A 20984-nucleotide genomic window follows, 5' to 3' on the forward strand; every position below is an offset into this window, starting at 1 on the left:
CAGCGCCGTTCGTCCACGCGAAGCCTCGGGCTCACGGAGAGCAATCCGCCCTGCCCTTAACTTCTCGCGCCCGACGCTGCCGCGTCCACCGCAAGCCCGGCTCCGCGATCACCACGACAATGACCGCCCCTCAAGGGTGAGCCGGGATAAAGCGACACATACGCCATTTCCGAATTTCGGTAAAGTGGAATATTTTTGTAGGGTGCGATTGACAGACGTCGACACAGGCACGCCGTAGCCCGGATGGAGCGGAAGCGTAATCCGGGAGCGGTGCCCCCGCGCAACAGCGCCCCCGGATTACGCTGCGCTCCATCCGGGCTACTGGAGAAAGAGAGCGCCTCACACCTTCGGCCGCACCGACGTTCCGTCCGCCATGGTGGCCACACCCTTGCGTTCGACGATCATCCCATAGGCCCGTGGCTGGCGGTGAATGTCGAAATTGAATGTCGTGCGCTTGTAGGAATTGCAGAGATCGAGATCGCAGCGGGCGAGCGCGATCTCGTCGCCCTTCGTCGTGCATCTCGCAACGATTTCGCCAGAGGGCGCGATGATGCAGCTGCCGCCGATGTGGTCCACACCCTCCTCGATTCCGGCCTTGGCGACGCCGACCACGAAGGTGCCGTTCTGATAGGCGCCGGCCTGCATCACCAGATGGTTGTGAAACAGCGAGAGATCGTCGTGCTCCGGTGCGGGCGGATTGTGCACCGGCGTGTTGTAGCCGATCATCACCATCTCGACGCCCTGGAGGCCCATCACCCGGTAGGTCTCGCTCCAGCGGCGGTCGTTGCAGATCGCCATGCCCATCACGCCGCCGAAGGCGCTGGTCACATCGAAACCTGCTCCGGGCTCGAAATAGCGCTTTTCCAGATGCTGAAATTTGCGCCACGGCTCGTGCTCGGCATGGCCGGGCAAATGAACCTTGCGATATTTCAGGACGATCGCGCCGCTGCGGTCGACCAGGATGGAGGTGTTGTAGCGCCTGACAGTCCCGGCTTCGACCGTCAGCTCGGCATAGCCGAGATAGAACCCGATGCCGAGCTCGCGCGCGAGGTCGAACAGGCCTTGCGTCTCCGCTCCCGGCATCTCGCGCTCGAAGAATTCGTCGATTTCGGCCTGATCCTCAAAATACCAGCGCGGAAAGAACGTGGTCAGCGCAAGCTCGGGATAGACGATCAGGTCGCAGCCGCTCGCGTGCGCCTGGCGCATCAAGGCCTTGAGTCGCGCCACGATCTCGGTCCTCGTCTCGCTTCTGGCGATCGGGCCAAGCTGGCCGGCCGCAACATTCACAAATCTTGCCACACGTTTTTCCTTCGTCGCCGAACTGTCCCAGCAGAGCCTATCGGGCGCAGCACTGCCCGCACAGCGCAACGCGCTGGCGCATACTCAAATTCCGTACCTGCCGGGTATCATCATGTATCGTCGGCCCCGCTGCAGGCCGAAAGCCGGAATTAGTTGCCAATCTGCAACGGTTCCTCGCGATCTGAAGCCGGACAAAAGAAACTCCCAATCCGGCCACGAACCGCTCTCACAACGCCGTGAGACAGCCAAGGGAACTACGATGCGTGCACAGCGCGTTTGGAAAGTGAATGGGACGACCGCCAGCGTCTCGCAGCTCCAATCAAGACTGGACGACCTGAACAAGCGGCTCGGCCAACTCGAAAGCCAGCATCCCGAGAGCAGAAAGGTGGAAGAGTTGAAGTCGAGCGCGCTCAGCCTGTCACGCGAGATCGACGACATCCGCTGCGCCGAGGCGACGGCGGCCCTGAGCGAGTTGCTGCGGAAGTAATCAGGCCTCGCTGATTCGCTCACCCCGCAAGGAACCAACGTCGCGCAGCACCATTTCCATGCTGAGCGTGGAACAAAATCGTGGCCAGGCACCTGACGCGAGCCCATCTTGCGCGCGGCGTCACCGGCGCGATTTCCACGCTGGTCCTGTGCGCGACGGACAATGACCATCGCGTGCCATTTCATGATGTGAAGGATTTCGCATGACGTCCGACCCCGAGGAGTCGGTAAGGCTGCAAGGCTATGGCGAGATGACGTTGCGCACCGCGATCGCGACGCTGATGGCGCTGGCGCCGAGCGACCGGTCCGACGCCACCATCTTCCGCGTCCGCGACGGCTCGCGCCTGGCCACGCGCGAGATCACCGACCTCGCGTCGGAATGGGGCATGGCGCCGCTGGCCGACGTCAGGTCTCCAGGACTCGTCCCGGATCAGCACTGGCCGGACATCGTCCGCGGCATGGTGCGCGAGGCGCCGCTGCCCTCGCTGATGGTGGCGTTTTTGCTCGGCGTGCTGGTGGCACGGCGGTAGAGCGAGATCGAATCAGGTTGAACCACCGGCCCCCCGGGCTCGATGGACCTCTCCCGCTTGCGGGAGAGGTCGGCGCGAAGCGCCGGGTGAGGGCTCTCTCCTCATCGGGAGTGTCCCATTGGGGAAACACCCTCTCCCCAGCCCTCTCCCGCAAGCGGGAGAGGGAGCGCACCCATTATGGGGCAAGATCAAGTCTCAAGCGGCGCGGGCCGATTTCGCGCGTTCCTCGAGCGCATGGATCGTCGACACGAGGTTCTCGCGCCGCGCCCGAAGGGTTGCCGCAAGCAACGGATAGGACGGGTCCTTCACGTTGAACACGCCGGCCTTGGCCTCTTCTTCAAGGATGTCGGAATTCATGAGCTGAACACGCCACCACAGATCCGCGATCAGCGCGCTAAGCCGAAAGTCTCCGGTAGAACCGAAACGGGACACTTGTTTCATTGTTTGCCTCAACCAGACACAGTCTCTCCGCTGGAGACTGTCTTTGGTCCTCACTGAGCAAACAGAGTGCCAAGGGACGGGCGAGCCGGCTGCGCGACCTCGCGGCCTGCACAGGATCGACCGCATCGGCGTGACCGGAAAGGCGCGTCGGTCGGCGCGAGCCATGCCGCCGGAACAAGCCGCCCTGCCGACCCAAATCGGCCGTGGACCCGTCCCGAAAATCGTTGCAAAAAGGCGCTCCCGAGGCGCCGGCGGCCGGTCTGCCAAGCCTCTGGAAAACGTCGATTTTTGGAAGAATGGTCGGAGTGGCAGGATTCGAACCTGCGACCCCTGCGTCCCGAACGCAGTGAATTTTCTCTAACTTATTGATTTTTAAGATAGAGACAGGATTTTCGCCACGTTTTGTTCACGCCCGTTAGGGCCATTTCATTGCGAATTCGTTGCGCGTTCTTGGCTCGATCTCACGGCGGAACCGAACAAAGCAAGTTCGATACTGCGGCAAGTCGCCGGTGACGGCCAGAAGCCTTCTCCCCCGAGCTGCGACGGTAATATCTAAAGGAAGGCCGGCTCGTGCGCGCCCGCGATTATCGCCGTGAGACCGGATTGGAGCCACCCCCGGCAGCGCCGATGGCGTTCTCTGGCTTACAATCGATATCAAACGCTGAGCCGGAACTAATTGGATGAGGAAATGTCGTGCGAAAATCGTCATCAGTTGGAGGAGAGTTTTTTAAGAAGAGCGAAAGGTCTTGCGGAAGCGAGGCCTCGCCTGTTTGCGCCATATAGAAGCTCGCTCGAAGCGCGCGTTGAAAGCTATCAACAAGCTCAATTGTTTTCAGCTCATCCGGCGGCAGCTTTTCCGCACTGTTCGATGAGCCTCGCCCGTCAATCTTAAATGCGGTCTCCTTCATCCGACCCTCATAGAGAGCCACCTCGTTAAAACTAGTGGAACTGGCCGAGCTCATTAAGGTCGAGCTAAACTCGCTTACAGTCGAAACACTGAAAAAGCGCGATTGATCAAGATGAATTCCTTTCAGATTTGCTTTGAACAGCTTCGGTGGAGATACGATTACTGGCGAGAACTCCGCCTCCGAAAACTGCTCCAGCGCCGTCTGGTCGGCAGGAAAGGATTGATGCCAGGCGGGCTTTTCGCTGCTTGCTTTTGAGTATGTGCGGCGGAAAGGGATAACCCCAGGAAAAAGACCGTGGCCGTGGAAATAGGCGCCGGACAGGTTTGCGCAGCTAAAGTTGGGCATGACTACATAAATATTGGCATTCTTTTCTAAGGTACTGGCAGAGTCACGAAGATAGCGCGTTGAGCCAAACACCAACCGACCGCTGCCGGGTAAGTTCACGGAATCTGGATCGAGGCTTCGAAACAGAGCGTTACGCAAGTCTGTCTCGATAAATCGTGTTCCCGCGAGACCTGCATTGTCGAAGATCGCAGCCGCCAATTTTGCTCCACTGAAGTTCGATCTATCGAGCGCTGAACTCGCAAAATCCGCACCGTTGGGGAAAACGACACCACTGAAGTCACATTCAACACAATAAATTCCTCGGTAGTCTTTGTAGCCAGATAGCACACCCTTTCGTGCGTTTTGAGCGATCAGCTTACCAATCGTTCGAGCAATTCTTTCTTCTTCGTTTAAGAACGAGTCGAAAAATTGTTGCCGTCGTGAAAACGCATTATTTCGACCCATTAGCGCGCGGCTCTGAGTAACAAGCATTTCTTGAAAGTATAGCCAATCTTGCCGAGATATTGCCCCCTCCTTAGGAATGGATGCGAGCAAATTGACAACGACGGCCTGAGTTTGAGTGTCTTTCTCAGTTGCGATCAGACCTGCAAGCGTAAACAATATCTGGCGGTGGGCTTCCTTGTTTGAAGCATCCAGATAGCCGCTAAGTACAGAGACGCCCACCAACTTCGAGATCGTGTTGGTTGATTCAAGTCGCTTTATGGCATCCTCGAAGCGAGTATGCTGTTCAGCAGTGCGGGTGCGCTCCCGTTCCTGACGCGTACGCTCTCTATCAACAATCGTTTTGTCGTAAGAATCCCAAATACCATAGATGCTGGCGGCAACCGCTACCGCTCCGCCAAGCGTCACAATGTTCTTAACTAGTTTTGCCCACCACTTTTCTGGTTTCAAACCATTCCTAAGGGTAGTGGTTTCGATCCTTAGTTTTTCATTCTCAAGATAGAGATGTTCGCGTTCAAGCACCTCCTTAGTTGGCAATTGAAGCTCGGGGACATCGCCGGGAGGAAAAGCGTCAGCAACGCCAGAACGAACCGGCGCACTATTTTCCGGACTGGCAGATGAGCCATCGATCATTCGCGTAGCCCCCCGCGAGCAGGCCTAGCGTTATTCGCTGCAGCTTTTGCTTACGGGATAGATCTTCTTCGAAATTCGACAAATTGCAACCGGAGAAATTGTTTTCGCCCGAACTCGCCTATAGCATGTCGTTAGTGTGCGAACTTTGAAGGAGGGCTGCAATGAAAGCGTCGTTCGCGTTCATAGTCGCTTGCGTGCTACTCGTCACTCCCGCTGCAGGGGCAGACGTCGCCAGGGTTGTGATTGAAGGGCCCGAAGTGGAGGTCGGCTCCGGAGGCCAATATGATGGCGGTAGAAATCCCGGCTGCCAGGCTCGCTACCAGGAGGTCTGCGTGAAGCCCCAACACGGGGGTAAGCTGGTTGCAGGTACCGGCAAGGCAAGAATCAAAATCCAAAACGGCCGAACCGGTACACAGAAATCCAAGACGGATACGCCCGATGAATTTTGCTTGGTGTTCTGGGCAAACACGGGCGCTTGCGAGATTCCTGCTTTTGTACGGGGGACTGTAGTTGCAACCGAAGAATACCAAAAGGCTCAGTAGGAGCTGCAAAGGTCACGAGCGAGGCTCAGCATATCGGAAGGAGTATTGCTGACTAAGATCCACGGTGCACTGGTCTTCCTTTGGAACGCCAGCTGAGAGCAGTTCTCGGTTTATGCCGGCGCGCTCCCCCAGGAAAGTCGGTTTTACTCCCTTTGGGTCATCAAAGCCCGGCTGCGCTGAGCAAGCTCGATGCTGAAGAGGCGAGCACAGCGCCTATCGACCATGCGGCAGCCTTCCAGTTGAGGTCGCCGCTCTCGCCAGCATATCGGCCCAAGCCGCCCAGCGAAATTGCCTTCTGGTTTGGATTGATTGGTGGCAAGCCTAGCGGAGGGGCTGGCACTCCGGGCGGAGGTATCGGCGGGGAGATGTTGGGCTCGTCGATAGGAACGAGCGCGGCCCGTATCCAGTAGCTGCCGGATATCACGCCGGTCACCAGTCCTACGCACGCCAATAGCACAGAAAATTTCATCAAGACCGCCCCTCCTCAATGGGACAATCTAAGCATGCGCCACGCAGCGCCGCAACCGTCCACTCCCTCAGGGATGCCGGCTCGTTGCTTTCAGGACCGCCCTAATTCGGGTTCTGGCGGAGCTTCCGGAATCGTCTCGCGAAGATCAGCAATATGGTCCTCGATAATGCTCCGAAGGTCATTCTGGCCTCGCCTCATTGTTTGCGCGGGGCGCGCCGGCTCTCCTCGGGATTGTCTGGCTTGGCCTCGGCCCATGGATAGCAGAGAATGCAGCCGCGGCCGGACGTCCTGTGATCTAACTCAATGGTGTTGAGAAGCGGCGGTCACTGTCCACCCCCTCAGGACAAGGGCTGGGTCACCCAGAACCATTTGATCATCGAGGCGATGGCTACGAAGCAGAGGAGCCAAAGAATTACTTCTCCGGATGCTCCCTGAAATTCCAGTCCGAGCCCCTTGAATGCCATCGGAGCATCGCTTTGTCGAAATAGCGCGACCACAATAAAGGATGCGATGAATGCGAATGGCAATCCGATGATGGTTGGGAAATTGCGAAGTACCAGATCCGTCACTACGGGGTCGAACCGATTGCGCCATAGGGCAAATACCAAAATGCCGACGTTCGCGATCAGCAGAACTGCAATGCCGATGTTTAGTTTCTGTCTCCAGTCCATAGGCGCGCCCTCCAGTTGTATCGGAGCAGCCTAGACACTCGAAGATTTCCGATCAAGGCGAGTCCAGTCCGTCAGGGATGGCGGGGCTGCCGCTTTGCCAAACTCGTCCGAAGCCGCATTGCGGAATTTCATCGGGGTTGATCCATTGCTTGCAGAACTTAACGATCAGACCCAGCCAGTGCCGTCGTCGAGCGGCAGGAGATCTATCGAGCCGCCGTTGGACTCGATGACGAATTTGGCTTGTCCCATGATGGTGTCGGTGCCCATCTTGTGAACGCCGGATTGCGATCCGGTCGTGTTGATCGCGACGCCGCCCGGCGTTGCGCATACTGTGAAGGTGTCGGCGGTCGGAATGGTCCTGACGTAATATTGCGTGTCGGCGGCAAGGCCTGACGGCAACACGCCCGACGTCTCGAAGCTCACCGGATCCCCGGCGGCCCGGCCGTGCGCGGCCTTGGTAACGACGGCAGGCGAAGCGATCGTCACCGTCACGATGTCGGGCCGCGTCGGGACGATAGTGATGTTGTTCGCCGCCGCATCGTATTTGCGGTCGACAGTGCGCCGCCTCTTGGTGGCGGCGCCCGATTGCGGGTACTCTCCTCGTTACGCTTACGCCCGACACGGTTTGTGCGGGGGCCAGATCATTGCCCCGCGATACGTTCTTCTGATGTGTCATTGGTGGGCTCTCGATGGCTTTCTAGGGCCTTGCCGGTGGCAGACCGGCAGCCGGGAGCTAGAAACCTGCCGAGAGACAGGCGGCGGCGCTTTTAAGGTTGCCCTCTGGACATGGCGCGGCCCTCCCGGCCATAATGGCCAGGTCGAGGGCGCACGCCAATGCGCCGCAGCGTTCAGCCGCAATCCTCCCGACGCCAATCGGGAAGCATGCTGACCAGGCATGAAGCGGCTATATCTCGGTCCGGGTTTCTAGGCCCGCGGACAGATTCCCACTGATTTGCCGAGTTGCCAAGTCCCCCGCTGGGGGTAATTGGCGTTCGCCCGAAAGGGGGCTTTTTGACCCTTTTGGTTCGGCGTCCGGACGGAATCGCGCCTATCCATGCGGCATGCCCCATTCAAGCTGTATGGCCCCAGAGGACAGTTCGTCGCAGCGCTCGCGGCCGCCAGGCGCGGCGCTGGCAATGGCAGCAACCAGAGCCAGTGTGCGGTTCAGCCGCCCCAGCGGCGGCCGCTGGCCCGCGGAGCCGCCCAAATGACCAGGGACAAGCTTGTTCGGATCCGTGCGCGCCCAAATCCCGCCGAATGGGGCGACGACGAGGTCCTGACCTTGACCGAGGCCGCCGCCTTGTTTTTCCCGGACGGACCGCTGACCCTATCCTCATTGCGGACCGCGGCGGCAGCCGGAATCCTTGAAATCGCACGCGTGGCGGGCAAGGATTTGACCACCCCTCGCGCCATCCGAAAGCTGGTTAAACCCACATGCCGGGCCGCAAAGCCAAACCACCCCGCCTTTGGTTCAGAGATGACGACGGCGTCTGGGTCATCCTCGATCGCGGCAAACAAATCCGCACAGGCTGCGGCCGAAGCGACACTGATGGCGCAGCGAAAGCGCTCGAGGCTTACATCGGCACGAAGCACACGACCACCGTCGGGGCAACCGACCCTCGTGTTCTCGCGATAAGCGACGTTCTCACCCTCTACGAAATTCTGAAGCGGCCGAAGGGCACCGATCAACGCAGCGTCGACCAGCACGAGCTACTAGTCATCCGGCTGCTCGATCTCAATGCTTTCTTCGGCACCAAGGTCGTCGGCGATATCAAGGCGCAACTCTGCCGCGATTTTGTCGACTGGTCGACCGGCACGACGAGTGAAAACAACGTGCGCGCGGGCATCGCTCCGAGAGCATCGACCGTCTCAGATCAGACGGCGCGCCGGCGGCTCGAGGATTTGCGCGCCGCGATCAACGCGTATCACGCCGAGCACGTTCTCAACTTCGTCCCCAAGATCGTCCTGCCGGAAAAGACCGAAGGCCGCCAGCGCTGGCTCACGCGCAACGAGGCCGCGCGGTTGCTTGGCGCGGCGTTGGGTTACATCTGGGACGCAGAAAGGGGAACGTGGAAGCGCGAGAACGGGCGCCTGGCGCGTCGACCGCGCTGGATCATTGCTCGGCGCCGGCCAGCCGCGCGCTTCATCCTGGTCGGCCTGTATTCGGCCCGGCGCGAGGAAACGATCCGGCGCACTCAATGGCTCGCGACCACGACGCATCCATGGATGAACCTGGGCGCGATGATCTATCAGGGCCGGGGCGCCGAGGAGCGGGCTACTAAGAAGCGGCGGCCGCCGGCCAAGATCGCGAACCGGCTGCGGCCGCACCTGGTGCGCTGGTGCAAGATCGATGCACAGCGTTCCGCCGAGCTGCGCGCCGCTGGCATATTCAAAGCAGGTGAGGAGATCCGCTTCGTCATCAACCGCACGCATGATGGCAAGCCGCTCGCTGGCAAGATCCGCTCTGCGTGGGACGGCATCCTTGAGGACGCCGGCCTAGGTGAAGACGTCGTCCGCCATTCGCTGCGTCACACTGCTGCGACCTGGCTGATGCAGCAGGGCACCGACCGCTGGCAGGCTGCCGGCTGGCTGGGGATGACGCTGGAGCAGTTAGAGAACGGCTACGGGCACCATCACCCGGACTTCCAGGAAGAGGCGGCGGAGGCGTTTGGGGGGCGGCGGTGACGTCGAACGACCAGCATAAATGTCGCACTGGAAGAAAAATCGACGCGGGCGTCCCCACCCCCGTCGACGGCGCACGATTTTTTTGTTAGCGCGCTGGCATGAAGATAACAGCGGTCGACATTTTCTGCGGCATCGGCGGCCTGAGCTACGGCTTCAAGCAGGAGGGCATTGAAGTCGTGGCCGGCTTTGATTCAGACCCTTCATGCAAATTCGCGTTCGAAGCCAATGTCGGAGGCACGTTCAACGATGTTGACGTCAAGGCCCTCACCGGCGCGAAGCTGAAGAAGTTCCTCGCCAAGGATGGCTTTCGGGTGTTGATCGGCTGCGCTCCTTGCCAGCCGTTCTCCAGCTATACCAAGCGCTATCGGAAGAAAGTGAACAACTCCAAGCAAGACACGCGCTGGCAATTGCTCACTGAGTTCGCTCGCCTGGTCAAAGAGACGAAACCTGACGTTGTCTCGATGGAGAACGTTCCGAGCCTCGTCGCTCACCCTATCTTCCAGCAGTTCGTCGATCAACTGAAGGCGCTCGGCTACCACGTGACATATGCAAGACTCCGAGCCGAACGGTACGGGGTGCCCCAGCGCCGGACGCGGCTGGTCGTGTTCGCATCGCGCTTCGGAGCCATCGAGATTCCCAAGGAGACCCATGCCGCCAAGCCCGTGACGGTCCGAGAAGCAATCGGGAAGCTACCGAGAATCAAGGCGGGCGAAGCATGCTCGACAGATCGCATTCATTTTGGTCGCGGGTTATCGCCGATCAATTTGAAAAGGATTCAAGCCACGCGGGAGGGCGGCAGCTGGAAGGATTGGGACGAAGAGCTTCAGCTCAAATGTCACAAGAAACAAAAGGGCAAATCGTTTCGGAGTGTCTATGGGCGCATGCGCTGGAACGAGCCATCGCCAGTCATCACGACACAGTGCCTGGGCATCGGGAATGGTCGTTTTGGACACCCCTTACAGGATCGCGGCATCTCGATCAGAGAAGCAGCACTGCTTCAATCGTTTCCCAAAAAGTTCCTTTTCGCTCCAGCCGAGCAACCGATCAATCAACTCGTGCTCGCTCGGCAAATCGGTAACGCCGTCCCGGTTCGTCTTGGCCGCGTGATCGCTCGCGCGATAAAGGGGCATCTGAAGGCCGCTTCGAAAAACGCGCGCGCCGCAGCTTGATCCGTATTGCGACGCTCGCGACTGCTGCTTTGCAGTCACGTTTCACGTCCTTTTCCCAAAAACGCAGAACGCTCCAGCCATGACGTCTCAACAGTGCCGTCTGGCGCCGATCGCGCTCGACATTTCTTGTGATCTTCGCAATCCAAAATGTCCGCCGCTCTGACTTGAATGACCTTCGAAGAGCGCGGCCTCCGTGCTCCACGAGAATTCGGCCGTGCCAAAAATCCCCGTCGACAAACACGGCGACCTTAACGTCTGGAAAGCAGAAGTCCGCTGTGCATTTGTGCACGGCGTATTGCGGAGTGTAGGTTAATTGAGCTGCGATCAGCTCCGCCTCAAAATCTGCCTCGCACGCCGTCCCCTTGCGTCGGACAGCCTTCATTCGTTTTGAGACGGCCGCCGAAACGCTCGACATCATTCCGGCTGATAAATGAAGCTCGGGCTATTGGGCGGCATGACGAGCGTCGGATACCATCCGTTGGGACGAGCCGGATCACCGACATAGAGCAATACCAGTGCAGGACACTCATTGCTCGATCGCTGAATGATATCGACCTCGTTACCCGATAGCCTTGCTCGCGTGCGGTTCGGATCTCCATTCAACTTACGCACATAAACGAACCCAAAATCCCCAACGCGATCACGATAGGAATTCAGGATTTCGATCACAGCGTCGGGATTCCACGGACCCGGCTCGTCCTCGACAAGTGGCACCGCGTTAACGAGAGCAACAACCTCATCGAAAGGAACCGGCGTAAGCCTACCCTCGCGCTCGTCACCGACGATCGGAACACCAAGTCGTTGCAACCTTTGCAGGATCGGCTGAGCACGCTCCGCGTCCAAATTAAGTCGGCGCGGTATAATCTGCTCAGTATTTGCATCGATCACGCGAAGGTAACTCGAGTCGACGGCGTTCGGTCTCGTCGCTCGAGTACCTCTCGGTACTAGCAAGATGGGTCTGCTGCCCTCCGGGTCGCGCTCAAGCATCGCCCTAAGGCTGTTTTCGGCATCGTGTATCCCGCGGAAATTCGCGGCCACCCGCCGAGGCACGAAAACCCGAGTATAAGGCATAAGATCGGTTCGATAGCCATACATGCGCGCATGCTGCCAAACCGTGTCCATCTGGGACACTTTGGCCTCCCGCACGTAATACGTAACCAACAGGTCGTCGATAGTGAGACCGCGACCCAGGATGTTGCCACCGATGAAGAAGTTGATGCGCGGACCGGGATCCGCAGGTAGCTCGGATTCAGAATTGAACACGGTAATTGTGTCCTGCTCTATGACTCCCCGCAGACGGTCGATCAGTTCCCCCAATGGCGGCCGGTCCTGCACCGTTCGACCGAGCTCTGCATAGGCTTGTTCGAACGATGCTACGGCAGCTTCGCGGTCCCGACGGAGTTGCTGACGCTTCTCGCTCACGTAACGCCGAATGTGCCGCTCGACCATCTCGTGGTGACCAATGCTAGGACTGGCATGCGACAGATGCTTGAACCCTTCTTCGGGCCACCTGCCGGCCGCGATCGCCTTCGCCGTCGACGCCACCAGGAAAAAATCGATCGACGCAGCCAGGCCAGCAGGCATTGGGCGGCGAGCGATGGACTGGAGTTCGTTCAGGGGAACGAACACCAGTGGCGGCGGAGGCTCACCTTGCTCGGTGGGATCAAAGTTTTCAAAGAATTGCTCACCGCCGCAATACCCCTGACCTGCCTCCAACAACATGGTCTCGTCAGGCCTGATCGGAGAGTCGTTGTCCTGCAGAAAGAAGATGTAAGGCGTAGCCGTCACCTGAACATATAGATTGTGAGGGAAAATCTCTCGCAGCGATTCTCCTTCCTGCCCAACCTTCGGATTTTCGAACACGCGCCGGTGAATTGCACTCTTCAGATCGGGTGCGTTGGGGCGGCCTTCTGCCCGAGCCTTGACGGTCGTATCGGGTGTCGCAGCATCGGCCTCATCGTCGAAGATGATCGTCGGGTGCGAAGGCGCGTCGATGTCCTGAAGAAACGTCATGATCTTACCAAGATGGACGTCGTTCTTCGCCGAAACCAAGACAACGCCCTCTTCTGAGACCGCCTCCCTGAGTTCGGCCTCAAGGCCTTCCCACGCGTAGCGATCCGCCGCCCTTCGGGTCGAAAAAACCCGTGGCCCGCTCAGCGCCCTGAACCTCTTGGCAGTCTGTTCGACAAGAATGAGATTATCAGATGTCAGGACCACGACGACGCGAAAGCCGTTGTCAAAGCACAAGGCCGAAGTGAGAACCATAGCGGCTGTCTTGCCGCTTTGAACGCGGCCGTACATCAGCATCGTTGGAGGCCGATTGGCTAAAATCGGCTGATCACTTGCGACCGAGGACCCGTCAACGCCGACCTCGCCTGCGGCGACAGCTGAAGAATACTTGTCGACGAGCTTTCGAGTGAAACCGACGGCCTGCTGCTCGGCGGCGGCCACGGCTGCAGGGTTCATCGGCTTGTTGCGGAGCCCATCGATCAAATTCTGGCGCGTTCCCGTCAGGACAGGGCCATCAGTGCGAATCGGCATCCGGAACCTCGCTCGCGCTCCATCCCGAAGCCAATTCATTGCGCATTTCGTTGCGCACGTAGCGCCAGGCAATTATAAGTCGTTGAAATGATGGTCGGAGTGGCAGGATTCGAACCTGCGACCCCTGCGTCCCGAACGCAGTGCTCTACCGGGCTGAGCCACACTCCGACAAGAAGGCGGCTTATAGCGTCGGGTTTGGCGCACCGCAAGCGGCCGAGTTGAGGAATTTTATCCCTGTGAAAACGGGTCTTGAAACGCTGATTTTACCGGCCGGCGAGGCTGCTGACGCCGCGGCGGGCCGGGTGCTCGCGGCCGGCGGGCTGGTCGCGTTTCCGACTGAGACGGTCTACGGGCTCGGGGCGGACGCCGCCAATGCCACCGCGATCGCCCATCTCTACGCCGCCAAGGGGCGGCCGGCCTTCAATCCGCTGATCGCCCATGTCGCCGACCTCTCCGCCGCACGGCGGATCGCGCGATTCGACGCGCGCGCCCTGGAGCTGGCGGAAGCATTCTGGCCCGGGCCGCTGACGCTGGTGCTGCCGAAGACGGACGACTGCCCGGTGGCTGACCTTGCCACCGCCGGCCTCGACACGGTCGCGATCCGCATCCCCGCCCATCCGGTGGCGCAGGCGATCCTGCGCGCCTTTGGCGGGGCGGTGGTGGCGCCGTCCGCAAATATCTCGGGCCATGTCTCGCCGACGCTGGCGGCTCATGTCGAGAGCGATCTTGCCGGGCGCATCGACCTGATCGTCGATGGCGGGCCGGTCGAGGTCGGCGTCGAATCGACCATTGTCGGCTGCTTCGAAACCTCAATGCTGCTCCGCCCCGGCGGGCTCGCGCGCGAACGAATCGAGGCGGTGCTCGGCTTAGCCCTGGCGCGGCCACCCGCGGAGGCCGAGAGCGACGACAGCCAGCCGCTGGCGCCGGGCATGCTGGCCTCGCATTATGCACCGCGTGCGCGCGTGCGGCTCGATGCGCGCGATGTAGCGCCCGGTGAAGCGCTGCTGGCGTTTGGCCCGGCGCGCCTGCCCGGCGTTGAAGCCGCCGCGGCCGTCATGAATTTGTCGCCCACCGGTGATCTCGATGAAGCCGCCGCCAATCTGTTCGGCTATCTTCGCGGCCTTGACGCGAAGGGCCCGCGGGCGATTGCGGTGATGGCGATCCCCGAGGAAGGCTTGGGCGAAGCCATCAACGACAGGCTGCGCCGCGCGGCCGTGGCGCGCTAGAAAGCGGAATGAAAGAAGACGACATGAACATCAATAAATCCGCCATCCCGCCGCTCGCGCCCGAGCTGATCGAACAATTCCGCAAGATCGTCGGCGAGCGCCACGCGATCACCGACGCCGCCGACATCGAGGCCTATGTCACCGAGGAGCGCAACCTCTTCCACGGCCGCTCGCCGCTGGTGCTGCGCCCGGGCTCGACCGCGGAGGTCTCGGAGATCTGCAAGCTCGCCTCCGCGCACAACATCGCGCTGGTGCCGCAGGGCGGCAATACCGGGCTGGTCGGCGGGCAGACGCCGCACAATGGCGAGGTGGTGGTGTCGCTGCGCCGGCTCGACAAGATCCGCGAGGTCGACACGGCGTCCAACACCATGACCTGCGAGGCCGGCGTGGTGCTGCAGATCGCGCAAGCGAAGGCTTCCGAGGTCGACCGGCTGTTTCCGCTGTCGCTCGGCGCGGAAGGCAGCTGCACCATCGGCGGCAACCTCTCGACCAATGCCGGCGGCACCGCCGCACTCGCCTATGGCGTGGCGCGCGAGATGGCGCTGGGGCTGGAAGTGGTGCTCGCCGACGGGCGCGTGCTCAACGTGCTGTCGAAGCTGAAGAAGGACAACACCGGCTACAATCTGCACAATCTCTTCATCGGCGCGGAAGGAACGCTCGGCATCATCACGGCGGCAACGCTGAAACTGTTCCCGAAGCCGCGGGCGATCGAGACCGCCTATGTCGGCCTGAAGTCGCCGGCGGCGGCGCTGAAGCTGCTGACGATCGCGCAGGGCGAAGCCGCCAATGCGCTGACGAGCTTCGAGCTGCTGTCGGAAATGGCGGTCGATTTCTCGGTCCGCCACGGCATCGACGTGCGCGATCCGCTTAGCCAGAAGCATCCCTGGTACGTGCTGATGGAATTGTCCTCCCCCGGCGAGGACGCCCGCACGCCGCTGGAGACGATCCTGACCCGCGCCATGGAGGAGGAGATCGTCGACGACGCCGTGATCGCGGCCAACCTGACCCAGCGCAACGGCTTCTGGAAGCTGCGCGAGGAGATGTCGGCGGCCCAGAAGCCCGAGGGCGGCTCGATCAAGCACGACATCTCCGTGCCGGTCGCCGCCGTGCCTGAATTCATTGCCGAGGCCGACGCCGCCGTGGTGAAGCTGATCCCCGGCGCGCGGCCGGTGCCGTTCGGCCATCTCGGCGACGGCAATCTGCACTACAATGTCAGCCAGCCGGTCGGCGCCGACACGGCCGATTATCTGGCGCGCTGGCATGACGTGAACGCGGTGGTGTTCGAGATCGTGCTGCGCATGGGCGGCTCGATCTCGGCCGAGCACGGCATCGGCGTGCTCAAGCGCGACGAGCTGCCGGAGGTGAAGGACAAGACCGCGATCGAGCTGATGCGGCAGATCAAGGCGATGCTCGATCCGCACGGCATCATGAATCCGGGGAAGGTGCTGTGAGCGCGCCGGTCTCGCCTGCTCCGCTGGCGATCGACGCCATCGGGGATGCCGACGTCGAGGCGGTCGTGGCGCTGTGGCAGCGCTGCGGCCTGACGCGGCCCTGGAACGATCCGCATGCCGATATCGCGCTGGCGCGGCGACGCGACAACTCGACGGTGCTGCTCGGCCGCGACAACGGCGCCATCGTCGCGACCGTCATGGTCGGCCATGACGGCCATCGCGGCTGGGTCTATTACGTCGCCGTTGATCCCGATGGCCGCAAGCGCGGCTACGGCCGCGTCATGATGGCGGCGGCCGAGAACTGGCTGCGCACGGCGGGAATTCTCAAGCTCCAGCTCCTGGTCCGGCGCGAGAACGCGCAGGCCAATGCATTCTACCAGTCGCTGGGCTTCGAGGAATCGACCTCGGTGATGTTCCAGAAGTGGCTCGACGGCCGCGCCACTGTTCCAAGCAACTGAGATCGAGCCATGACCATTTCCGACCGCGTCCGCATCAAGGACGTTCGCGTGCTTTCCAACAACTGGACTCCCGTCAAGAACACCACGTTCGAATACCGGCGCGCCAACGGCGAGTGGCAGACGCAGAAGCGGGAAACCTACGAGCGCGACAACGCCGCTGCCGTGCTGCCCTACAACCGTGCACGGCGCACGGTGATCCTGGTACGCCAGTTCCGCCTGCCGGCCTATATCCGCGGTTATGACGATCTCCTGATCGAAGCCGCCGCCGGCGTGCTTGATGATGCCGCCCCCGAGGTCCGCATCCGCGCCGAAGCCGAAGAGGAAACCGGCTATCGCCTGCACCACGTCCACAAGGTGTTCGAGGCGTTCATGAGCCCAGGCGCCATCACCGAGAAGCTGTATTTCTTCGTCGCCGAATACGAGCCTTCGATGCGCGTCAGCGACGGCGGCGGTCTCGAGCACGAGGGCGAGGACATCGAGGTGCTGGAGCTCTCAATCGACGAGGCACTGGCGATGATCGCGGACGGACGTATCATCGACGCCAAGGCGATCATGCTGCTGCAATACGCGGCGCTGCATATTTTCAGATAGCCGCGGGCTGCCTCTTTCCTTCTCTCGTTCTGGGAGAAGGTGGAGGCCGGTGTCCCCTAGCGTGGCGGCGTTTTGATCGAGGCCGCGCGGTACAGTGCCACCGCAACACGCCGAAATCTGAAACAAAAAGTGAAAAAAAGAGCGGGGATATTCCGCAAAGCTGACTTGATTTCTGCCTCCGCTATTCACGTAGCGCAACTCAATGATGAGTAAGCAGCGATGACTGATCAGCAATTGGCACTGCAAGCGATTAGCGAAGCGCAACTCATATTGGAAGAATACCTTCAGCCCTGCCACAAGGATAATGCGTGCATCCTTGAAAAATTGGTCGAAGTTCTCGAATGCCCCGCCTTGATTGTTGCTGTAGGTCGATTGCAGCAGCAAGGCAGTTGCTCATGAGCAAGCCACTTCAATCGTTTGCTTTGGCCGTTTGCACTGCTGCGCTCTCATCATTCGAAATGACAAGCGTGCATGCTAAGCAGCAATGCGCCATCGCAATGCCGGCAAATCCGCAAGGGCAATGGTGGTCCTATCGTCTCATCGACGGACGAAAGTGCTGGTACGCGGGCAAGCCCATGCTCTCGAAGTCATTGCTGGCGTGGCCGACAGAGGCCTCCTCCGAACCCAGTTCTCGCGGAAAAGCTGATGGCGTTGTCATAGCTGGCAAACCCGGTAATCCCTTGGATGCGCAAGCGTTGGCACTGGAAGAATCCGACACCTTTGAAGAGCGATGGCGTACCAGGATATCCGGCCAACAAGGCACGCAACTGATCGATACTCGTAACTAGCGATCCTGCATCACGCTCGTCGTCGGCGGACTTTCTACCGTCGGTTCGCGACGCAGCGCCGACGCCGCACCATCCGCATCTGCAATTCTGGCCTGCGCCCTCCTACCCCCCGTTGAGCAACCCCAAAACTATCTCTAGTCTGGCCTCAACCAAGAACCAGGAGACGCGCCCATGTCCGCTCCGCGCGACGATGAATTCGGCTTTGCACCCGACTACGATTCTCCCGTCCCCTACATGCAGCGCACCCGCGACTATTACGCGGCGATCGGCTACACCACGCCGTATCGCTGGGCGCATTACACCGAGGCACCGTTCCAGCCGCTGAAAAGGAAGCTGGCGCAATCGCGCGTCACCATCATCACGACGGCTGCGCCGTTCGATCCGGCCAAGGGCGATCAGGGGCCAGGCGCGGCGTATAATGGCAGCGCGAAATTCTACCAGGTCTATGACGGCGACACGTCGCAAACGCACGACCTGCGCATCTCGCACATCGGCTACGACCGCAAGCACACGAGAGCAACCGACAACGGCACCTGGTTTCCGCTGCCGCAGCTACTGAAGGCGAGCGCCGCAGGACGGATCGGCGAAGTCGCCCCGCGCTTCTTCGGCGCGCCGACCAACCGCAGCCACCGCGTCACGCTCGACACCGACGCGCCGGAGATCCTGGCGCGCTGCCTTGCCGACAAGGTCGATGCCGCCGTGCTGGTGCCGAACTGCCCGGTCTGCCATCAGACCACGGCGCTGGTGGCGCGGCATCTGGAGCGGAACGGCATTCCGACCGTGATCATGGGCTGCGCCAAGGACATCATCGAGCACGCCGCCGCGCCGCGCTTCCTGTTCTCCGACTTCCCGCTCGGCAATTCCGCCGGCAAACCGCACGACGTCACCTCGCAGGCGCAGACGCTCGAGCTGGCACTCAAGCTGCTGGAGACCGCGAGCGGCCCGCAGACCACGATGCAGTCACCGCTGCGCTGGAGCGAGGACGCCTCCTGGAAGCTCGACTACAACAATGTCGCACAGCTCTCTCCCGAAGAGCTGGCGCGCCGCCGCGCCGAATTCGACAAGCAGAAGGAGATCGCGCGCGGCAACCGCGCCGCCTGACGTCCTCCATAACAACAACCAGGAAGGGAGAGTCACGTGACGCGACCGTTCGAGGGCGTGAAGATCCTGGACTTCACGCAAGTGCTGGCCGGCCCCTATGCGAGCTACCAGTTCGCGCTCCTGGGCGCCGACGTCATCAAGGTCGAGCGGCGCGAGGGCGAGGACATGCGGCGTACGCCGCTCTCACGCGAATGGGCCGAGCGCGGGCTGGCGCCGGCGTTCCAGGCCATCAACGGCAACAAGCGCAGCCTGACGCTCGATTTGCAGAAGCCGGAAGCCATCGCGATCGTGAAGAAGCTCGCGGCCCAGGTCGACGTTGTCATGGAGAATTTCCGACCAGGCGTGATGGACAAGCTCGGCATCGGCTACGAGGCGCTGTCGGCGATCAATCCGAAGCTGATCTATTGCGCAGTGTCCGGCTTCGGCCAGACCGGTCCCGATCGCTTGCGGCCCGGCTATGATGGCAAGATGCAGGCGCTGTCGGGCATCATGGCGATCACCGGACACCCCGAGACCGGACCGACGCGGGCAGGCTTTGCGGTCTGCGACGTGCTGTCGGGCGCAACGGCTGCCTTCGGCGTGTCCAGCGCGCTCTACCAGCGCGACCGCACCGGCAAGGGCCAGCTCATCGACGTCTCCATGCTGGAGGCGACGATGGCGTTTCTGTCGGGCCAGATCGCGGATTGGTCGGTCGCCGGCCACCGCCAGCTTCTGTCGGGCAATCAGGCGGTGAGCCGCAGGACCACGGCGAACCTGTTCAAATGCGGCGACGGCCACATCCTGCTCGCGGTCAACAATGAGAAGCAGTACCGCGCGCTGATGTCGACGCTCGGCCGCGAGGACACGCTGACCGATCCGCGCTTCGCCGACTGGTTCTCCCGCAACGAGAACGAGCCGGCGCTCCGCGCCATCATCGAGGCGGCGCTGGCAGCCAAGCCCGCGCGCGAATGGGAGACGATTCTCGAAGACGCCGGCGCCCCCTGCGCCAGCATCTGGAAGGTCGAGGAGGTGATCGACCATCCGCAGATTGCCGCGCGCGGTGCCATTCAAGAACTGGACACACCCTACGGCCGCCTGCGCTTTGCCGGCAGCGGGTTCAAGCTCGCGCATGGCGGCGGCAAGCTGGACCGCATGGCGCCGCAGCTTGGGGCGGATACGGATACGGTGCTGGGCGAGCTGGGGTTCGATGCGGCGGAGATTGCGGCGTTGAGGGCAAGGGAGATTGTGTGAAAGGCGGCGCCACACATTCAGTGTCGTCCCGGCGCAGGCCGGGACCCATAGCCACCGAATCCAATTTGGCGAAGATTGCCCACCCCCATCTCGCGCCACACTGCTCCCTGGGGGTATGGGTCCCGGCCTGCGCCGGGACGACGGCGGAGCAAATGGCGCAGTCGAATTCCGACAACAGCTAGAACAACGAGCCCTGTCCGTCATCCGCCGAGCCAGCAGCAACCTTCCGTACCGCCCTCTTCGGCTTCGCCGCCTCTGCCTCCGCCTCCATCTCCTCGGCGCTGATCGGCAACAAGAGCTGCTCGTCATCATTGGCAACGCGGTTGACGCGCGTGGAGACCGGGTGCCAGACGAACTCGCCGATGCGCGGGGCGGTCATCAGCGGCAGGATCGCATCGACCTCGTCGCCGCGAATATCGAGCCAGCGCTCGAAGTCGCGCGGGGTGATGGTGACGGGCACGCGGTCATGCAGCGCGGCGAGATCTTGGCCCGCCGCCACCGTGACGATCGCGACCGTGTCGAGCTCCTCGCCGTTCGGCCCGACCCAGGTCTCGAACACCGCGGCGAAACCAAGGGGCTCACCGTCGGCACGATGGATGAAGAACGGCTGCTTGCGGCCACCCTCCGCCCTCCATTCGTAATAGCCGTCCGCCGGGATCAGTCCGCGGCGGCGGCGAATCGCCTTCTTGAAGGCGGGCTTCTCCAGCACCGTCTCCGAACGCGCGTTGATCAGGAGCGTAAACCCGCGAGGGTCCTTGACCCAGCTCGGCAACAGGCCCCACCGCATCAGGCGGAAATGCCGTGCGCCATTCTCGATCCATACGACCGGAATCGGTTGTGTCGGGGCGACATTGTACCGGGGCGGGAAATTCGGCTGCTCGACATAGCCGAACAGTTGCCGCAAAGCCGCGGGGGCCGAAGTTATGACGAAGCGTCCACACATGCTAGAGCGTCTATATAGGGTCCGTTCAGGTCCTTT

The 20984-nt window shown here is 61.3% G+C and carries 20 protein-coding genes, 1 tRNA gene and 1 pseudogene; 13 read left to right on the forward strand and 9 right to left on the reverse strand.

The genetic code is table 11. From position 1 onward, the window contains the following. Positions 1-339: 339 nt before the first annotated feature. On the reverse strand, positions 340-1299 hold the full coding sequence (locus NLM27_RS22285; RefSeq protein ID WP_254145362.1) for an N-carbamoyl-D-amino-acid hydrolase: 960 nt from the start codon (positions 1297-1299) through the stop codon (positions 340-342). Here NLM27_RS22285 and NLM27_RS43795 point away from each other — a divergent pair. Next, positions 1214-1786 (forward strand): hypothetical protein, encoded by a 573-nt coding sequence (locus NLM27_RS43795; RefSeq protein ID WP_254149066.1) that lies wholly within the window; start codon positions 1214-1216, stop codon positions 1784-1786. The genes NLM27_RS22285 and NLM27_RS43795 overlap by 86 nt on opposite strands. A gap of 202 nt (positions 1787-1988) precedes the next feature. Next, positions 1989-2315 carry a hypothetical protein gene (locus NLM27_RS22295; protein WP_254145363.1) on the forward strand — a complete coding sequence of 109 codons (327 nt, stop codon included), beginning with the start codon at positions 1989-1991 and terminating at the stop codon, positions 2313-2315. Between the two features lie 195 nt (positions 2316-2510). Here NLM27_RS22295 and NLM27_RS22300 read toward each other — a convergent pair whose 3' ends face one another. Then, a complete protein-coding gene (locus NLM27_RS22300; protein WP_254145364.1) occupies positions 2511-2672 on the reverse strand; it encodes a hypothetical protein in 162 nt (53 codons plus the stop codon). A gap of 668 nt (positions 2673-3340) precedes the next feature. After that, positions 3341-5083, reverse strand: coding sequence for a pentapeptide repeat-containing protein (locus tag NLM27_RS22305; protein ID WP_254145365.1), 1743 nt, complete (start codon positions 5081-5083; stop codon positions 3341-3343). Positions 5084-5244: 161 nt separating this feature from the next. Here NLM27_RS22305 and NLM27_RS22310 point away from each other — a divergent pair, with 161 nt between their 5' ends. Further along, positions 5245-5625 carry a hypothetical protein gene (locus NLM27_RS22310; protein ID WP_254145366.1) on the forward strand — a complete coding sequence of 127 codons (381 nt, stop codon included), beginning with the start codon at positions 5245-5247 and terminating at the stop codon, positions 5623-5625. An 807-nt stretch (positions 5626-6432) separates the two neighbouring features. Here the strand turns inward: NLM27_RS22310 and NLM27_RS22315 are convergent. Together NLM27_RS22315 and NLM27_RS22320 are read right to left on the reverse strand one after the other, a co-directional pair. Continuing rightward, complete coding sequence (locus NLM27_RS22315; RefSeq protein WP_254145367.1) at positions 6433-6765, reverse strand: hypothetical protein; 333 nt, start codon at positions 6763-6765, stop codon at positions 6433-6435. Between the two features lie 165 nt (positions 6766-6930). Further along, entirely contained in the window at positions 6931-7257 is a 327-nt protein-coding gene (locus tag NLM27_RS22320) for a hypothetical protein (RefSeq protein ID WP_254145368.1), read from the reverse strand. A gap of 942 nt (positions 7258-8199) precedes the next feature. Between NLM27_RS22320 and NLM27_RS22325 the strand changes: the two genes are divergently transcribed. Continuing rightward, positions 8200-9450, forward strand: coding sequence for a hypothetical protein (locus tag NLM27_RS22325; RefSeq protein WP_254145369.1), 1251 nt, complete (start codon positions 8200-8202; stop codon positions 9448-9450). A 98-nt stretch (positions 9451-9548) separates the two neighbouring features. Then, positions 9549-10619, forward strand: a complete 1071-nt coding sequence (locus NLM27_RS22330; RefSeq protein WP_254145370.1) for a DNA cytosine methyltransferase — start codon at positions 9549-9551, stop codon at positions 10617-10619. Positions 10620-10638: 19 nt separating this feature from the next. Here NLM27_RS22330 and NLM27_RS44010 read toward each other — a convergent pair. From NLM27_RS44010 to NLM27_RS22340, 3 genes and pseudogenes are all read right to left on the reverse strand, one after another. Further along, positions 10639-11037 (reverse strand): annotated as a pseudogene (locus tag NLM27_RS44010) (DUF559 domain-containing protein); the annotation flags it as partial. Next, positions 11034-13160 (reverse strand): Z1 domain-containing protein, encoded by a 2127-nt coding sequence (locus NLM27_RS22335; RefSeq protein ID WP_254145371.1) that lies wholly within the window; start codon positions 13158-13160, stop codon positions 11034-11036. The gene NLM27_RS22335 and the pseudogene NLM27_RS44010, both read right to left, overlap by 4 nt. Before the next feature lie 91 nt (positions 13161-13251). Continuing rightward, positions 13252-13328, reverse strand: a tRNA-Pro gene (locus tag NLM27_RS22340). Positions 13329-13396: 68 nt separating this feature from the next. On the opposite strand from NLM27_RS22340, the gene NLM27_RS22345 reads away from it, so the two are divergent. The 8 genes from NLM27_RS22345 to NLM27_RS22380 all read left to right on the forward strand — a co-directional run bounded on the left by NLM27_RS22345 (position 13397) and on the right by NLM27_RS22380 (position 20005). Beyond that, positions 13397-14386 (forward strand): L-threonylcarbamoyladenylate synthase, encoded by a 990-nt coding sequence (locus NLM27_RS22345; protein ID WP_254145372.1) that lies wholly within the window; start codon positions 13397-13399, stop codon positions 14384-14386. A gap of 23 nt (positions 14387-14409) precedes the next feature. Then, a complete protein-coding gene (locus tag NLM27_RS22350) occupies positions 14410-15837 on the forward strand; it encodes an FAD-binding oxidoreductase (protein WP_254145373.1) in 1428 nt (475 codons plus the stop codon). Further along, complete coding sequence (locus NLM27_RS22355; RefSeq protein ID WP_254145374.1) at positions 15834-16295, forward strand: GNAT family acetyltransferase; 462 nt, start codon at positions 15834-15836, stop codon at positions 16293-16295. Before NLM27_RS22350 ends, NLM27_RS22355 begins: the two co-directional genes overlap by 4 nt. A gap of 9 nt (positions 16296-16304) precedes the next feature. Beyond that, positions 16305-16886 carry an NUDIX domain-containing protein gene (locus NLM27_RS22360; protein WP_254145375.1) on the forward strand — a complete coding sequence of 194 codons (582 nt, stop codon included), beginning with the start codon at positions 16305-16307 and terminating at the stop codon, positions 16884-16886. A 219-nt stretch (positions 16887-17105) separates the two neighbouring features. Continuing rightward, a complete protein-coding gene (locus NLM27_RS22365) occupies positions 17106-17285 on the forward strand; it encodes a hypothetical protein (RefSeq protein ID WP_254145376.1) in 180 nt (59 codons plus the stop codon). Next, positions 17282-17674 carry a hypothetical protein gene (locus NLM27_RS22370; protein ID WP_254145377.1) on the forward strand — a complete coding sequence of 131 codons (393 nt, stop codon included), beginning with the start codon at positions 17282-17284 and terminating at the stop codon, positions 17672-17674. Before NLM27_RS22365 ends, NLM27_RS22370 begins: the two co-directional genes overlap by 4 nt. A 171-nt stretch (positions 17675-17845) precedes the next feature. Further along, positions 17846-18775: a glycine/sarcosine/betaine reductase selenoprotein B family protein gene (locus tag NLM27_RS22375; protein ID WP_254145378.1), complete on the forward strand. Its 930-nt coding sequence runs from the start codon at positions 17846-17848 to the stop codon at positions 18773-18775. Positions 18776-18811: 36 nt separating this feature from the next. Further along, positions 18812-20005, forward strand: a complete 1194-nt coding sequence (locus NLM27_RS22380) for a CaiB/BaiF CoA-transferase family protein (protein WP_254145379.1) — start codon at positions 18812-18814, stop codon at positions 20003-20005. Between the two features lie 178 nt (positions 20006-20183). Here the strand turns inward: NLM27_RS22380 and NLM27_RS22385 are convergent, their stop codons facing one another. Next, complete coding sequence (locus tag NLM27_RS22385) at positions 20184-20948, reverse strand: SOS response-associated peptidase (RefSeq protein WP_254145380.1); 765 nt, start codon at positions 20946-20948, stop codon at positions 20184-20186. Positions 20949-20984: the final 36 nt, after the last annotated feature.

Origin of the sequence: Bradyrhizobium sp. CCGB12, assembly GCF_024199845.1 — a bacterium.
Classification (GTDB): Bacteria; Pseudomonadota; Alphaproteobacteria; order Rhizobiales; family Xanthobacteraceae; genus Bradyrhizobium.